This is a genomic window from Ancylobacter sp. FA202, from assembly GCF_000380205.1.
Lineage (GTDB): Bacteria > Pseudomonadota > Alphaproteobacteria > Rhizobiales > Xanthobacteraceae > Ancylobacter.
This window is the reverse complement of sequence record NZ_KB904818.1, coordinates 5048918-5065858: the sequence shown is the minus strand read 5'-3', so window position 1 is coordinate 5065858 and position 16941 is coordinate 5048918. Positions and strand designations below refer to the sequence as shown.

Annotated in this window: 6 protein-coding genes; 4 read left to right on the top strand and 2 right to left on the bottom strand. The window is 67.8% G+C overall.

The features are described 5' to 3' along the window. On the bottom strand, nt 1–10963 hold a 10963-nt coding region (locus A3M1_RS26605), incomplete at its 3' end, for an autotransporter-associated beta strand repeat-containing protein (protein ID WP_018391441.1). A 395-nt stretch (nt 10964–11358) separates the two neighbouring features. Further along, nucleotides 11359–12570 carry an NADP-dependent isocitrate dehydrogenase gene (locus A3M1_RS0123490; protein WP_018391440.1) on the bottom strand — a complete coding sequence of 404 codons (1212 nt, stop codon included), beginning with the start codon at nt 12568–12570 and terminating at the stop codon, nt 11359–11361. Between the two features lie 278 nt (nt 12571–12848). Between A3M1_RS0123490 and A3M1_RS0123485 the strand changes: the two genes are divergently transcribed. The 4 genes from A3M1_RS0123485 (at nt 12849) to rpsD (ending at nt 16925) form a co-directional block, all read left to right on the top strand. Continuing rightward, entirely contained in the window at nt 12849–13685 is an 837-nt protein-coding gene (locus A3M1_RS0123485; protein ID WP_018391439.1) for an RNA methyltransferase, read from the top strand. 144 nt (nt 13686–13829) lie between these two features. Beyond that, nucleotides 13830–14672, top strand: coding sequence for a glutamate racemase (murI, locus tag A3M1_RS0123480; RefSeq protein ID WP_018391438.1), 843 nt, complete (start codon nt 13830–13832; stop codon nt 14670–14672). A 70-nt stretch (nt 14673–14742) separates the two neighbouring features. Then, complete coding sequence (locus tag A3M1_RS0123475) at nt 14743–16008, top strand: lytic murein transglycosylase (RefSeq protein ID WP_018391437.1); 1266 nt, start codon at nt 14743–14745, stop codon at nt 16006–16008. Between the two features lie 299 nt (nt 16009–16307). Next, nucleotides 16308–16925, top strand: a complete 618-nt coding sequence (gene rpsD / locus A3M1_RS0123470) for a 30S ribosomal protein S4 (RefSeq protein WP_018391436.1) — start codon at nt 16308–16310, stop codon at nt 16923–16925. Nucleotides 16926–16941: the final 16 nt, after the last annotated feature.

Sequence of the window (16941 nt, the reverse complement as noted above, 5' to 3'; positions counted from 1 at the left end):
CGAGGGTTCCGGTGCCGCTGAGGGTGACGGCGCGGGCGGAGCTGAAGGTCGCGGTCGTCGCGAGTATGCCGCCGGAGAGCCCGAGCCCACCCGAGGCATCGCCCAGCGCCTCGTTCGCGGCCACTTGCAGCGTGCCGGCGGAGACGGTGGTGCCGCCCTCGTAGAGGTTGGTGCCGGACAGGACGAGCGTGCCGGCGCCTGACTTGGAGAGGGCGCCGGTGCTGGAGAGCACGCCGCTCAGCGTGAGCGTGGTGCTCTCCGCCGTGCTGACCGTGCCGGTACCGGTGAGCGTCACGGCGCGGGCGGAGGTGAAGGTGGCGGTCGTCGCCAGCGTGCCGCCGGCCAGCGTGAGCCCGCCCGCCGCATCGCCCATCGCGCCGTCGGCGCCGATCGAGAGCGTGCCGGCGGTGACAAAGGTGCCGCCGGTATAGGAATTGCCCGCAAAGCCGAGCGTCAGCGTGCCGGTGCCCGCCTGGGTGAGCGAGCCGGACCCTTCCATGAAACCCGAGAGGGTGGTGCTGTCAGAGCGGTTGAAGACCACGGCGCCGTTATTACTCACGTCGCCCAGCAGCACGCCGGATGTGCCGCCATTGCCGATCTGCAGCGTGCCCGCCGAGATGGTGACGCCGTAATCATTCTCGGTATTGGTGCCGGCGAGGATGAGGGTGCCGGTGCCGGTCTTGTAGATGGTCCCCTGGCCGGTCATGGCGCCGGTCAGCGTCAGCGTGGTGCCGCTGGCGGTCTGGAAGGTGCCGCTGGAGGTGAAGGCGAGCGCCCGGGCCGAGGTGAAGGTGTCGGTGGTGGCTAGCGTGCCGCCATCAAGGGTGAGGCTCCCGAGCGTCCCGCCCGGTGTGCCGCCGAGCGGGCCGCCCAGATTGGCGTCGGCGGAGACCTGCAGGATGCCGGCTCTGAGCGTCGTGCCGCCGGAATAGGTGTTGGTGGCCGTCAGGGCCAGGATGCCGTCGCCGGAGAGGGTCAGCGACCCCGCGCCGGAGATGATGCCGTTGAGGGTCAGCGTCGCGATGCCGTCGGGCGCGAAGGCGCCGTTGCCGGTGAGGGCGATGGCGCGGTCCGAGGAGAAGCTGTCGGAAGCGGCCAGGGTGCCGCCGCCGGAAAGGGTCAGCCCGCCCGCTGCGTCGCCGAGCTTGGCGTCCGAGGCGACCTTCAGCGTGCCGGCGGAAATGAGCGTGCCGCCCGCATAGAGGTTGTCGGCGGTGAGCGTCAGCGTGCCCGATCCGGCCTGGGTGACCGAGCCGGAGCCGGAGATGGTGCCGTCGAAGGTGACGTCATCGGAGCGGTTGAAGACGAGAGCGCCGTCATTGGCCACATCGCCGGTGATGGCGCCGGTGCTGCCGCCATTGCCGATCTGCAGCGTGCCGGCCGAGATGGTAGTGCCGCCGCCATGGCTGCTTGCGCCGGTCAGCGTCAGCGTGCCGGTGCCGGCCTGGGTGAGGGTGCCCTGGCCAGACACTTCGCCGGTGAAGGTGAGATCGTCCGACCGGTTGAAGACCAGCGCCGCGTCCACGCTCACATTGCCGGCGAGGCTGCCGGATGTGCCGCCATCACCCACCTGCAGCGTGCCGCCGGAGATGCTGGTGCCGCCGTCATGGGTGTCATCGCCCGTCAGGATCAGCGTGCCGTCGCCGGTCTTGGCATAGGAACCGCTGCCGGAAATGTCCCCGGTCAGGGTCAGGGTGCGGGCGGGGTCGACATTGATGGCGCTGCTGCCGGTCATCGAGACCGTGCGGGCGGAGGTGATGTCCGCGATGACGGCGAGCGCGCCGCCGGCAAGGGTCAGGCCGCCGGTGCTGCCGCCCAGATTGGCATCGTCCGAAATCTGCAGGAGGCCGCCGGAGAGGGTCGTGCCGCCGGAATAGGTGTTGGTCCCGGTGAGGATCAGCGTGCCGAGGCCGCTCTTGGTCAGCGCCCCCCCGCCGGAGAGAGTGTCGCCGAGAGTGAGGGACACCCCATCGTCCGTGGAAATGGTGCTGCTGGTGCTGCTGGTCAGTGTAACCGCGCGGCTCGAAGAGAACGAACCGATTACGGACAGCGTGCCGCCGGACAGGGTCAGGCCGGCAGAGCTGTTCCCGAGATTCTGGTTCGCGCCGATCTCGAGCGTTCCGGCCGCCACCGTGGTGCCGCCGCTGTAGGTTTTGGTGCCCTCCAGAACCAGCGTACCTTCGCCGGTCTTGATCAGCCCGCCGCTGCCCGTAATGTTACCCATCACGGACAACGTCGTCCCGGCAGCCTGGGAGAAGGTGCCGGTGCCCGTGAGCGATACGGATCTGACGAGGTTGAAAGTGCCCGTCGTGGCGAGGGTGCCGCCATTGAGCGTCAGCGAACCTGTGCCACCGAGATTGCTGTCCGCCGACACCTCAAGCGTCCCCGCCGAGACCGTGGTCCCACCCGTGTAGGTGCTCGTCCCAGACAGGATCAGCGTTCCCGTCCCCGCCTGCGTCAGCGAGCCGCTCCCGGAGATCACCCCGGTGAGGGTTAGCGTCGTGCCGGTGGACGGGGCGAAGGTGGCGGCGCCGTTCAAGGACACAGTGCGGGTGGATGAAAACGTTCCCGTGGTCGCCAGCGTGCCGGTCGTGAACGAGATCTGGGTGCCGGCACCGAGGTTGGCGTCGGCCGACACCTGAAGCGTGCCGGCGCTTATGCTGGTGGTTCCCGTATAGGTGTTGGTCCCGGTGAGGACGAGCGTGCCTCCGCCGGCCATTCTGAGAAGGGTACCGGAGAGCACCCCGGACAGTGTGAGCGTGGTACCGTTGTCGGGCTTGATGAAGCCGTTGGCGAGGGTCACGGCCCGGCCGGAACTGAAGCTTGTGGTGGTGACGAGGCTGCTGCTGGACCCGCTAATGGTGAGGCTTCCCGAGGTGTCGCCGAGATTGGCGTCGGCGGACACCTGCAGGGTTCCAGCCGAGACGGTCGTGCCACCCGAATAGGTGTTGGTTCCCGCAAGGATGAGCGTTCCCGCGCCGGACTGGGTCAGCGATCCGAGGCCGGAAATCACGCCGCCGAGCGTCAGACTCATGCTGGTTGCCGGCGCGAACGCCCCGGCACCGTCGAGGGCCACCGCCCGGTTCGACGTGACCGTGGCCGACGCCGCGAGCTTGCCGCCGCCCGACAAGGTCAGGCCACCCGCATCATTGCCGAGATTGCCGTCCGAGGAGACCTGGACCGTGCCGGCCGATATGGCCGTCCCGCCCGAATAAGTGTTGTCGCCCGAAAGAATGACGGTGCCGGCGCCGGTCTGCGCCAAGGCCCCCGTCCCCGCGATCACCCCGGCCACGGTCAGCGTCGTGCTCGCGGCTGCGGCAAGGGATCCCGTGCCGGTGACGGTGATGTCGCGGCTCGTCGAAAATACCGCTGTGGTCGCAAGTGTGCCGCCCGCCAGGGTCAAGGCGCCGCTTGCGTCGCCAAGACGGCTGTCGGCATTGATCCTCACCGTGCCGGCACTGATGGTCGTGCCGCCGGTATAGTCATTGGCCCCGCCGAGAACCAAGGTCCCGGCGCCCGCTATGGTCAGCGCGCCGCTCCCGCTGATCTTTCCGTTCCAGGTCAGGGTCGCGCCATCTGCCGGCGCGATTGTGCCGCCGCTCCCGGACAGGGTGGTGACGCGCGAATTGGTGAAGGTTCCCGTGACCGCCAGGGTTCCCCCCGAAAACGTGACGGTCCCATTTGTCGCTCCAAGGCCGCTGTTGGCTGCAATCTGGACCGTGCCGGACGCGATGGTGGTGCCGCCGCTATAAGTATTGATGCCGGAGAGGAGGAGCGTGCCGGCCCCGTTCGCCGTCAGTCCGAAGCCGGTCCCGGAGACGATGCCGCTCAGCGTCAGCGTCGTGCCGGTGGCGACGGACACAGAGGAACTGCTGGTAAGGGTCACATTCGGGCTGAAAGTGAAGGTGCCGGTGGTGGACAGGGTGCCACCACCCAGGGTCAGTGTCCCGCTGCCGAGGGCCGTATCGCTGGCGACCTGCAAGGTGCCGGCGGAGATGGTCGTGATGCCTGAATAGGTGTTTGTGCCGCTCAGGATGAGCGTGCCCGTGCCGTTCTTCGTGACTTTCCCCGTCCCGGAGATCGTGCCGGCATAGGTGAGGTCCGAGCCGAAGGCGACTGTGGCGTTGTTGACGATGTCGGAGGAGAAGCTCGCCGTGTCGATCTGGAGAGTGCCGGCGGAGACCGTTGTCGCTCCGGTATAGGACGTGGTGCCGGAAAGGGTGAGGGTAGCGGTCCCGGTCTTCGTCAGCCCGCCGCTGCCGTCCACCGTTCCCGTCAAGGTGAGGTTGTTGGTGGAGTCGGCGAAGATCGTGCCGCCCCCCGTGCCGAGATGGAAGGTGCGGTCGCTGGTGAAGGCCGCACCTACTGAGAGGATGCCGCCGCCGGAGAGCGTGACCTGATTGGTGACGCCCCCCATATCCGCGTCTTCTGCCACCGAAACCGTGCCGGCGGAGACGAACAGGCCTCCGGTGAACGTGTTCGACCCCGACAGGGTGAGGGTGCCAGCGCCCGCTTGCGTCACCGAGCCGGTGCCCGAGATGACGCCGGCATAGGTGATATTGTTCGACCGGTTGAACACCAGGGCGCTGTTATTGACGATATCGCCCGCGACGACGCCGGTGGTGCTGCCGGCGCCGATCTGCAGGGTCCCGGCGGAAACGGTCGTTACGCCGCCATAGGCGTTGGTGCCCGAGAGGACGAGGGTGCCGGCGCCGTTCGCCGTGAGCCCGCCCGTGCTGGAGATGATGCCGCTGAGCGTCAGCGTCGTGCCAGTGGCGACGGAAATGCTGGAGCTGCTGGACAGGCTCACATTGCGGCTGGACGTGAACGTGTCGGTGGTGGAGAGGGTGCCACCCGCGAGGGTCAGTGCCCCGGTGCCGAGTCCGGCATTGGCCGCGATCTCGACGGTGCCAGAGGAAATGGTCGTGCCGCCGGAATAGGTATTGGTCCCCGACAGGATGAGCGTGCCGCTGCCCGCCTGCGTCAGGGTGCCGGTCCCCGAAATGTCGCCGCTATAGGTAACGTCGTCCGAGCGGTTGAAGATCAGGGCCGCATTGTCGGTGATGTTTCCCGTGATGCTGCCCGCCGCGCCCCCATTGCCGATCTGCAGCGTCCCGGCGGAAATGGTGGTGCCGCCCTCATAGGTGTTGGTGCCGGTGAGGGTCACCACGCCGGAGCCAAGCTTGGTCAGAGCGCCGGTGCCGGAAATCACGCCCGCATAGGTGCCGTCCGTCGTCTGCGAAATGGCGACGGTGCCGTTGTTGAGGATGTTCGCCGAGAAGTTCGCGGTCGAGACTTGCAAAGTGCCGGCGGAGACCGTGGTGGCGCCGGTATAGGAATTGGTGCCCGCGAGCACCAGCGTGCCGCCGCCGATCTTGGTGAGCGTGCCGGTCCCGTCCAGGGTGCCTGATAAGGTGAGGGTGACCGCGCCCGTGTTAAAGAAGGTACCGCCATTCGCGCCGAGATGGATCGTGCGGGCGCTGGTGAAGGAGATGGTGGAAGCGAGGACGCCGCCGGAAAGCGTCAGCGCGCCGGCCGCATCGCCGAGATTGGCATCGGCGACGATCGACAGCGTGCCCGCAGTGACCGAGATGCCTCCGGTAAAGGTGTTCGTGCCTGAGAGGGTCAGCGTGCCCAAGCCGGTCTTGGCGAGGCCGCCACCGCCGGAGAGGACGCCGGAGAAGGTGGCGCCGAAGCCGTTGGTGTCGAGGCTGGTGGTCACGCCATCGACCAGCGTTGCGTTGACAGCCGTGGTGATGGCGTTGTCGATGATCCGGATCGAGCCGCCGCCAAGATTGAAGGCGTAGGTGCCGGTGGGGCTGCTGGCGCCGAATCGCGTCCGCAGGTCGCCGCCCAGCTCGAACACGCCGCCATTGAGATCGTAGCGGCCATCGCCATAAGCGGAGAGGTAGAAGGTCGTTCCAGAGCGCACGCGGAAGGTGCCGCCGGTCTGGGTGATGGTGCCCGTGCTCTGGCCATTGGAGGCGCCGGGCTCGCGATTGCCGAGGATCAGCGTGCCGCCGCCGGACACGCCGGTGCTCAGTTCGACCGTGCCGGTGCCGCTGATGTTCAGCGTGCCGCTGCCCGCCGGGTTGGAGCCCGAGTTGCGGCCGATATTGTTGAGCCCACCCTGGATGCTGAGCGTGCCGGCGCTGATGTTGTAGGTGCCGGTGCCGCCCTGATTGCCGATATTGATCGAGGCGCAATTGGCGCTCTCGCCGCAGGTGGCTGAGATGTTGAGCGTGCCGCCGGTCTGGTTGACCGTACCGGTGCCGCCCCAGTCACCGATTTGCAGCCCGACGCCGACATTCAGCGTGCCGCCGGAGATCGCCAACGTGCCGGTGTTCGGCGTGCCGGAGGTGGTGGACGTTCCAACGGAGAAATAATCGACGCTCGCCGTGCCGCTGGTGACGGCGACGGTGCCGCCGAACACATAGGCTTCGCCACCGGCGATGGTTGCCCCGTCGATCGTCAGCGTGCCGGTGCCGGCCTTGGAGAAGGTGCCGGCGGCCTCGCCGCCATAGGCGGTGCCAAAGTTGGCAAGCGTGCCGGAGAAGCTGGTGTTGGTGTTGTCGAGGCCGGCGATGAGCGCGTTCGTTCCGGTCGTGACATTGCCCGCGCCGGCGAGCGAGCCGATGAGGAGCTGCGCGGCGTCCAGGCTGAAGGTCGCCCCGCTCGCCACGGTCAGCGCCGTGCTGGTGGACAGCGCGCCGGTCGAGCCGGCGGTGAGGGTGCCGGCTGCCACTTCCGTCGCGCCCAAATAGGTATTGGACCCGGTGAGCACGAGCGTGCCGGCGCCGGATTTCGTCACGGCTCCCGTGCCGGAGATATTGCCGCTGAGCGTCGTCGACCCGGAGGCCACGTTGAGCGTGGCGGTGACGCCGGTGTTCACGGCAAGCGCATTCGACACGCTGGTGGCGCTGCTGTTGAAGGCCAGCGTAGCGTCTGCCGTGACGGTCGCCGTGCCGGTGCCGAGCGCGCTGTTGGAGCCAATCTCCAGCGTGCCAGCCGAAACCGAGGTGCCGCCGGTATAGGTGTTGGTGCCGGTCAGAATGAGCGTGCCGGCGCCGGTCTTCGCCAGCGCGCCGCTGGAGACCACCCCGGAAAGGGTGAGCGTCGTACCGGTGGCGGTGTTGATCGTGCCGGTGCCGGTGAGGGTGACGTTGCGGCTGGAGCTGAAAGTGCCCGTCGTTGCCAGCGTGCCGCCGGAGAGCGTGAGCGCGCCGGTGCCACCGAGATTGGCGTCCGCCGACACCTGCAACGTGCCGGTGGAGACGGTGGTGCCGCCGGTGTACGCATTGCTGCCCGTGAGGACGAGCGTGCCGCTGCCCGACTTGGTGAGCGAGCCCGTGCCGGAGATGACGCCGGACAGGGTGAGCGCGGTGGCGTCAGCCGTGACGATGGTTGCGTTGCTGGTCAACGCGACGGTACGGGCGGAGCTGAAGCTGCCCGTCGTGCTCAGCGTGCCCCCGGCAAAGGTCAGCCCGCCGGCCGCGCCACCCAGATTGGCATCGGCAGAGATTTGCAACGTCCCGGCGGAGAGGGTGGTGCCGCCCCCGTAGGTGTTGGTGCCGGCGAGCACCAGCGTGCCGGCGCCTAATTTGGTGAGCGATCCGTCGCCGGAGATGATGCTGGACAGGGTGAGCGTGGTGGAGGCGTCGGTGCTGATGGTGCCGGCGCCGGTGAGCGACACGGAGCGGCCGGTCTCGAAGCTCGCCGTGGTCTTGAGCGTGCCGCCATTGAAGGTCAGCCCTCCCGACTCTTCGCCGAAATTGAGGTTGTCGCTGACCGAGAGCGTGCCGGCGTTCAGCTCGGTGCCGCCCCGATAGGTGTTCTCGCTGGCGAGAACCAGCGTGCCGGCACCCGACTTCACGAGCGCGCCGTCGCCTTCGAGGGGGCCGTTGAGGGTGAGCGTCGTCCCGGTCGCCACGGCGAAGACACCATCGGCGGTAAAGTCGGCGCGGCGGCCCGAGGTGAAGGTCTGCGTGGTGGCGAGCGTGCCGCCGGTGAAGATCAGCGCCTGCCCCGCATCGCCGAGATTGGCGTCGGCGCCGATCGACAGCGTGCCGGCGGCAAGGGTGGTGTCGCCGCTATAGGTGTTGGTGCCGGACAGGGTGAGGGTGCCGGCGCCTGATTTGGTCAGCGCGCCGCTGCCGGAAAGGACGCCGGACCAGGTGGCGTTGAGCCCGTTGGTGTCGATGGTGCTGGTCGTGTCGGCGACCAGCGTCGCTTTCACTGATGTGACGAGGTTCGACCCGATGACCTGGATTGTGCCGCCGCCGAGGTTGAACACATAGGTGCCGCTGCCGCCGGTGTAGTTCCCGAGCAGCCCACCGGTGCCGCCCACCTGCAGCGTGCCGCCCAGCAGGTCGTAGCGGCCGGCGCCGTAGGCCGAGAGATAGAGGTGCGAATCCGCCGAGATCGTCAGCGTGCCGCCGGTCTGGTAGATGGCGCCGGTGCCGTTGTTGGTGGCGCCGACCTCGCGGTTGCCGAGCACCAGGCTCGCCGGTCCGTCGACACTCGTCTGCACGACGACGGTGCCGGTGCCGCTGATGTTGAGCGTACCGGTGCTGGCGGCGCGGGTGCCGGTGCTGCGGCCGAGATTATTGAGGCCGCCGATGAGATTGAGCGTGCCGGCCGAGATGGTGTAGGTGCCGGTGCCGCCCTGATTGCCGATATTCAGGCTGGCGCAGTGGGAGAGGTCGCCGCAGGTCGCCGCGACGTTCACGATGCCGCCGGTCTGCGTCACCGTGCCGGTGCCGCCCCAATCGCCGACCTGCAGGGCGGTGCCGATATTGAGCGTGCCGCCGGAGACGAGGAGCGAGCCGGTGTTCGGCGTGCCCGAACTGGTGCCGGTGCCGACCGCGAGATAATCCACCGCGGAGGTGCCGCTGGTGACGGAGACCGCGCCGCCCTGGATATAGCTCTCGCCGCCGGTGATGGTGGCGTTGGACAAGGTCAGCGTGCCGCTGCCCGCCTTGGTGAAGGTGCCGTAGGAGGAGTTCCAGCCGAAGCCGCCATTGGTGATGGTGCCGCTGAAGGTGCTGTCGGTGGCGATGTTGACGGTCAGGTTGTTGGTGTTGGTGGTCACCGTGCCGCTGCCGGACAGCCCGGCGATGATCTGGCTGGCGGTGAGGTTCAGCGTCGCGCCGTCGGAGAGGCTGACCGCCGCGCTGCTCGACAGAGCGCCGGCCGCCCCGGCGGTGAGGGTGCCGGCGGCGACCGTCAGGGTGCCGGCGGAGGTGTTGGTCCCGGTGAGGGTGAGCGTGCCCGCGCCGGATTTCGTCACGGCTCCCATGCCGGAAATGGCGCCGCTGAGCGTCGTCGAGCCGGAGGCCACGTTGAGCGTGGCGGTGGCGCCGGTGTTCACCACAAGCGCATTGGACACACCGGTGGCGCTGACGCCGAATGCCAGCGTGGCGGCTGCCGTGACGGTCGCCGTGCCAGTGCCGAGCGCGCTGTTGGAGCCGATCTCCAGCGTGCCGGCCGAAACCGTGGTGCCGCCCGTATAGGTGTTGGTGCCCGACAGGGTGAGGGTGCCGGCGCCGGTCTTCGCCAGCCCGCCGTCGCCCGACAGCACGCCGGAGAGGGTGGCGCTGTTGCCATTGGTGTTGACGGTCGCCGTCGCGCCCGTCTTCAGCGTCATCGCGTTCGACGTGGTCAGCGTGGAACTGACAAGCAGCGTGCCATTGCCGAAATTGAACGCGCCGGTTCCCCTTATGCCGTTGGTACCGCCGACGGAGAAGGTGCCGCCATCAAGGTTGAAGGTGCCGGTGCCCGAGCCGAAGGAGAGATAGCTGCTGCCCGAAAGGGTGAGCGTGCCGCCGGTCAGGTTGACCGTGCCGGTCGACCCCGAGACGCTGGCGAGAATGAACGTGGTCGCCACATCCGCGGACCCGCCCGAAATATTGAAGGTGCCCGTGCCCCCCGATGCGGCGCCGAAGACAAGCTGCGGCGAGCCGCCGACATTTTGCACCGAGAGCGTGCCGGCGGAGAGGTTGTAGGTGCCGGTGCCGCCGGTGCCATAATTGCTGACGTCGCTGCCGAAGCGAATGGGATTGGCGAGGCCGAGGGTGACGACGGAACCGGCGCCGTCCTGGGTGATGACGCCGACACCCTTGGAATCGCCGACATAGAGCTGGCCGCCGGTGAAACTGCCAGTGGTCATCGAGAACTGGGCGTTGTCGGAGATCGTGAGCGTGCCGCTGGCAGCGGTTCCGCTTCCCCCCGCGCCCGATGTGCGCGAGCCGATATAGGCGGTCATGCCGCCGGAGGAGGCATCGAATACCGCGTCGCCCGACAAGGCGTAGGTGCCCGTCCCGCCCTGCGTGCCGAGATCGAGGCTGCCGGCGCTGTTGAAGCTAACTTCGCCGCCGGATTGGTTGAACCCACCCGTCACGCCAGTGCCGCGGCCGATGGCGAGGCCGCCATAGTTCAGGCTGCCGGCATTGGCGACATAGAGCAGCTCGCCATCCGTCATGTTGACGGTGCCGGAGCCGCCGGTCGTGTTGGTGGAGCCGCCGCCGACCCAGATGCGGCCGACCGACGTTCCGGGTGCGGTGCTGGTGTCGGCCAGATTCACCTGAAGCGTGCCGCCTGAGATGTTCAGCGTGCCGCTGCCGCCATTGCCGATCTCGATGCGGCCGGCCGAGCTGCCGCTTGTCGTGTTGACGGTGAGGGTCGACGTGCTGCTCAGCGTCAGGGCCGCGTCGCCGTCAGCATTGCCGATGATGAATGGCGAGGTGTTGAAGGTTAGCTGGAGCGAGCTTCCGGCGCCGGGAAGAGTCCAGTCCGCGCCCGAAATGAAGCTCGATCCACCTTGCGCAGTGATGGTGTCCGGCTGGCCAGTTTCGATGGCCGCCTCGACTGCCGTGGCAAACGCAGCTTGATCTGTGACGGTAACGGTGTCGGCACGGGCCACGTCCGGGGTGGCGACCTGCGCAAGCACAGACAGAGCGGCCACACCCGCACACAGCCGCGCTGCGCGTGCTTTCAATAAGCCAGCCACACCCGTCCCCCGCACCGTTTGCTCTGCGAGTGCCGCAGAGCAGACTCGCCCCTAGTCTGCGCTAAGTCAGTACCGTTCTACGCTGTCGGGTCTGCGACACGCAACGACGCGAGGCAATTCTGGGTAGCGATTTTTGTAGGCTTCCATCCGATCGCGCGTGTCGCGGCCCTGCGCTGGCAGCCGGCACGGTCTTTGACGGTAATCGGATCATCCTGCGGCGGGGGCGGCTGTCAACAGGTTGTGGGGTAGTGGAGTTTCAGTAGTGCGTGCCCCGCTGTGAGCGCCTTCCATCGGGCGCGGCCGACGGGCGGGAAGTTCCCCGGGACGTGTCACGCCCCGGGGAGGGTACCTCAGGCGAGCGCCTTGCTCAGATTCTCGGAGATCTTGTCGAGGAAGCCGGTCGTGGAGAGCCACTTCTGGTCGGCGCCGACGAGCAAAGCGAGGTCCTTGGTCATGTAGCCGCTCTCGACCGTGTCGATGCACACCTTCTCCAGCGTGGCGCAGAAGGCGGCGAGTTCGGCATTGTCGTCGAGCTTGGCGCGATGGGCGAGGCCACGGGTCCAGGCGAAGATCGAGGCGATGGAGTTGGTCGAGGTCTCCTTGCCCTTCTGGTGCTCGCGGTAATGGCGCGTCACCGTGCCATGCGCCGCTTCGGCTTCCACCGTCTTGCCGTCCGGGGTCATCAGCACCGAGGTCATCAGGCCGAGCGAACCGAAGCCCTGCGCCACGATGTCGGACTGCACGTCGCCATCATAGTTCTTGCAGGCCCAGACATAGCCGCCGGACCATTTGAGGGCCGAGGCGACCATGTCGTCGATCAGCCGGTGCTCGTACCAGATCTTGTGCTTCTCGAACTCGGCCTTGAACTCGGCCTCGTAGATCTCCTGGAAGATCTGCCGGAACCGGCCATCATACTGCTTGAGGATGGTGTCCTTGGTGGAGAGGTACACCGGGTATTTCCGCATCAGGCCGTAATTGAGCGAGGCGCGGGCGAATTCGGCGATGGATTCGTCGATATTGTACATCGACAGCGCCACGCCGGCGCCGGGGTACTTGTAGACCTCGTGCTCGATCACCTGGCCGTCGTCGCCGACGAACTTGATGGTCAGCGTGCCCTTGCCGGGAACGAGGAAGTCGGTGGCGCGGTACTGGTCGCCGAAAGCGTGGCGGCCGACGATGATCGGCTGGGTCCAGCCCGGCACGAGGCGGGGCACGTTCTTGCAGATGATCGGCTCGCGGAAGATCACCCCGCCGAGGATGTTGCGGATCGTGCCGTTGGGCGAGCGCCACATCTTCTTGAGGTTGTATTCGGTCATCCGGCCGGCATCGGGGGTGATGGTGGCGCACTTCACGCCCACGCCCACGCGCTTGATCGCCTCGGCGGCGTCGATGGTGACCTGATCGGCCGTCGCGTCGCGGTTCTCAACGCCGAGATCGTAATACTCGAGCGGCACGTCGAGATAGGGATGGATCAACTTGTCCTTGATGTACTGCCAGATGATCCGGGTCATCTCGTCGCCGTCGAGCTCGACGACCGGATTCGCCACCTTGATCTTCGCCATGAAATATCACCTCGCACGGAAATCATTGTCGGAGGGGTCGCGGCGCGTGTCCGCGCGGGCAGACGCCGGATGCGCGGGTGATACCGCGCGGGGCGCAGCAGGGGAAGCAGGTAACGGGCCAAATAGCGGAGAAAGCGGCGCCAAATGCGCCTTCTCCCCCAAGCCGTTCTGGCATTCCGTATGCCTTGCGCGTCCCGTGCCGGGCGGCCGCGCCGCTTCGCAACCGTCATCCGGACCGCTATAGGAGCACACGCCCCGCCACCCAGGAGAAAACCGCCATGTCCGGCACCGACAGCACGAAGCCCTGGCTGGAAGGCGGGCCGGTGGTGATTCTGGTCGAGCCGCAGCTCGGCGAGAATATCGGCTCGGCGGTGCGGGCGATGGGCAATTTCGGCCTGTCGCGGCTGCGCCTGGTCAATCCGCGCGAGGGCTGGCCCAACCCGAAGGCCGTGACCTTCGCCTCCGGCGCCGACCGCATCCTCGACAATGCGCAGGTGTTTCCCGATCTGCGGGCGGCGCTGGCCGACCTTAATTTCGTCGTTGCCGCCACGGCGCGCGAGCGCGGCATGCAGAAATCCGTGCTCGGTGCCGACGAAGTCGCGCGCGAGGTGGTGGGCCGCATGGCCGGGGGCGAGCAGGTGGGGCTGGTGTTCGGGCGCGAGCGCACCGGGCTCTATACGGAGGAGGTGTCGCTCGCCGACGTAATCCTCACCTTGCCGGTGAATCCCGCCTTCGCCTCGCTCAATCTCGGCATGGCGGTGGCGGTGGTGGCCTATGAATGGTTCAAGCTCTCCTCGGGCGGCGCGTTGCCGTTCCAGCCGCCGGACCGCTACAAGGTCGCCGACAAGGCCGACCTGCTGGCCTTCTTCGACCATCTCGAGCGTGAACTCGACGCGGCGCTGTTCTTCCGCTCGCCGACCAAGCGGCCCGTCACCATCCGCAACATCCGCAACATCTTCCACCGCGTCGGGCTGACGCGGCAGGATGTGGCCACGCTGCACGGCATCGTGGGCGCACTGGTGGAGGGCCGGGGGCTGCGCGAGGCGCGCACGGCGGCGCGGCTGGAGGGACGGCGCGAGGAGGGCGGCGCGGGCGAGGGCGGGGCGGAAAGCTGATTTGCCTGCAACGAAGCGTTCACCAAGATGCGCCATATTGATGCCCGGGATGGAGGACATCAGATGCGTATCGAGGCTTCTCCCGTAACCGTTGCCGGCCTACGCGGCGTCTCGCCACCTGCTTCGTCCACCGGGGCTGTCGCCGTGTCGTCTCTGCCGCCTGCCACCGCTCTTCATGCGCCGACCATTCTCGTGTTCGATTCCGGGCTCGGCGGGCTCTCCGTGTTCCGCGAGCTCGCCCGCGCGCGGCCGGATGCGCGCTTCGTCTATGCCGCCGACGACGCCGCCTTTCCCTATGGCGCGCTCACCGAGGCGGCGCTGGTCGCGCGGGTGATGGCGGTGATGGAGCATCTGATCGCCCGCCACGCGCCCGATGCGGTGGTGATCGCCTGCCACACCGCCTCGACCCTCGTGCTGCCGCCGCTGCGGGCGCGCTTTGATATCCCCTTCGTCGGCACCGTGCCGGCGATCAAGCCGGCCTGCGAAAGCTCGCTGACGCGGCAGGTGAGCGTGCTGGCGACACCGGGGACGGTGCGGCGCGACTACACGCAGAAGCTGATCCATGATTTCGCCGGCGATTGCCGGGTGACGCTGGTTGGCTCCACCCGCCTGGCGCCGCTGGCCGAGGCGGCGATGCGCGGCGAGGAGGTGAGCGACGCGGAGATCGCCGCCGAGATCGCCCCCGCCTTCGTGCGTGAGGGGCGCGCGCGCACCGACACGGTGGTGCTGGCCTGCACCCATTATCCACTGCTGCGCGACCGGCTGGAGAAGGTGGCGCCCTGGCCGGTGCGCTGGATCGACCCCGCCCCGGCGATCGCCCGGCGCCTGTCCTCGCTGATCGGCCCGGTCGCTTTCGCCGCCAGCCCGGCGCCGCTGCGGCTGTTTTCCACCAGAAAGCCCCTCGACGCGGGAATGGTGGAGCGCATCGTCGGGCGGCGCGCGCGGGCCGGCGAAATCCTCGCCATGGACGCGCCGGCGCCCGCGTGATCCACTGGCACCGGCGCCTTGCCCGTGCCGCGATCCCTGCCCAACATGCCGCAACGGCAGGAGCCTTGACGTGACGCGCGACCTCTTCAACGCCCTTCATCCGGCGATCCCTTCAAGCCGCCGGGCCTTTCTTATCGGTGCGGCGGCGAGCCTGGGCAGCCTCGCGCTCGGTGGCGACGCCAGCGCGCAGGTGGCGAAGGAGCGATTCGAGGCGTGGGTGGTGACGTTTCAGCCCCGTGCCCGCGCCAAGGGCATTTCCGATTCGGTCTATGAGCAGGTGATGGGCGGGCTGCGGCCCGACACCTCGGTCTATGCCAAGGACAGCGCCCAGCCGGAATTTCGCGAACAGCTCTGGCAATATCTCAACCGCCGCATTTCCGATTGGCGGCTGATCACCGGCCGGGCGGCGGCGAAGGAGAACGCCGCGCTGATGAAGCGGCTGCAAAAGGATTTCGGCGTCGAGCCGGATGTGCTGCTCGGCCTGTGGGGCATGGAAAGCGCCTTTGGCGAGCTCGTCACCGACCCCGACCACATGAAGCCGGTCTTCCCCGCGCTTGCCGCGCTGGCCTGGGGTGAGCCGCGCCGGCGCTCCTATTGGGAAACCGAGCTGATCAACGGCCTCGCCATCGTGCAGCGCGGCTGGGCGAGCCCGGACGAGATGCTCGGCTCCTGGGCCGGGGCGATGGGGCACACGCAATGGATGCCGGAAGTCTGGCTCAATCTCGGCGTCGACTATGACGGCAATGGCGCACCCTCGCCCTACAGCGTGCCGGACGCGCTGGCCGGCTCCTCGCTCTACCTCATCAAGCGCGGCAAGTACCAGCGCGGCCTGCCGTGGGGCTTCGAGGTTCGGATGGAGGGCGTGCCGGAAAAATACGCCGACGCCAAAGCCTGGCGCACGGTGGCGGAGTGGGCCAAGCTCGGCGTGACGCCGGCCGGCGGCGGGCGCTTCGACCTGCCGAAGGCGCGCGCCCGCCTATGGGCGCCGGTGGGGCCGGAAGGGCCGTGCTTCCTGTTGACGCAGAACTTCTATGCCGTGCGCAGCTACAACCCGTCGATGAACTATGCCCTCGCCGTCTGCCATCTCGGCGACCGGGTACTTGGCGGCGAGCCCTTCCTCACGCCCTTCCCCGGCGGGGAGCGGGCGCTGACCCTGGCCGAGATCCAGGACGTGCAGCGCCGGTTGACCCGCGCGGGATTCGACACTGGCGGCGTCGATGGCCGGGTGGGCAACATGACCATGCGCGCGGTGGCCAATTTCCAGCGCAAGATGGGCGTCGAGCCCGACGGCTATGCCAGCCTCGAAGTGCTGGCGGCGCTGCGCGGCGGACGGTAAGCCCTTTGATCGCGTCATCCCGGCCGCGGCGAAGCGACGAGCCGGGATCTTTCCCATCGCGACGAGCGATCCCGGCTCGGCCGACCGCCGTCCGGATGACGGAAGGACGACAGGACCTTGACCTCCAGCCCTTTTGTGCCTATGCACCCGGCCAAGCGCGGGGCTGGAAACGGCCCCGCGTGGTGTTTCACGCACCCGTGGGTCCGTCCGGCGCGTTCGGACGATCCTGTCGGCTCCCGAAATGGGGGTAGAGGAGGGGGCGCGATCCAACCCGCAACGATATGCGAGAGGACCTGCGCATGAGCAAGCGCGTTTCGGCCAAGCACAAGCTTGACCGCCGTATGGGCGAAAACATCTGGGGCCGCCCGAAGAGCCCCATCAACAAGCGTGAATACGGCCCCGGCCAGCACGGCCAGCGCCGCAAGGGCAAGGTTTCCGACTTCGGCGTGCAGCTGCGCGCCAAGCAGAAGCTGAAGGGCTATTACGGCTCGATCGGCGAGAAGCAGTTCTATGCGGTCTATGTCGAGGCCTCGCGCCTCAAGGGCGACACCGGCGCCAACCTGATCGGCCTGCTCGAGCGTCGTCTCGACGCGGTGATCTACCGCGCCAAGTTCGTCCCGACCGTGTTCGCCGCCCGCCAGTTCGTGAGCCACGGCCACATCAAGGTGAACGGTCGTCGCGTCAACATCCCGTCCTACCAGGTGAAGGTCGGCGATGTGATTGAGGTCAAGGAAGCCTCCCGCCAGCTCGTGCTGGTGCTGGAAGCCGTTGCCTCGGGCGAGCGCGACACCCCGGACTATCTCGAAGTCGACCACTCCAAGATGACGGCCAAGTTCGTCCGCATCCCGGAGCTCAACGAGGTGCCCTATCCGGTCGTGATGGAGCCCAACCTCGTCGTCGAATTCTATTCGCGCTGATCCCTCACCGGATCGC

Coding starts and splice junctions, on each gene's coding strand:
- A3M1_RS0123485 (WP_018391439.1), top strand. CDS start 12,849: ATGTCCGGCACCGACAGCACGAAGCCCTGGCTGGAAGGCGGGCCGGTG.
- rpsD (WP_018391436.1), top strand. CDS start 16,308: ATGAGCAAGCGCGTTTCGGCCAAGCACAAGCTTGACCGCCGTATGGGC.
- A3M1_RS0123490 (WP_018391440.1), bottom strand. CDS start 12,570: ATGGCGAAGATCAAGGTGGCGAATCCGGTCGTCGAGCTCGACGGCGAC.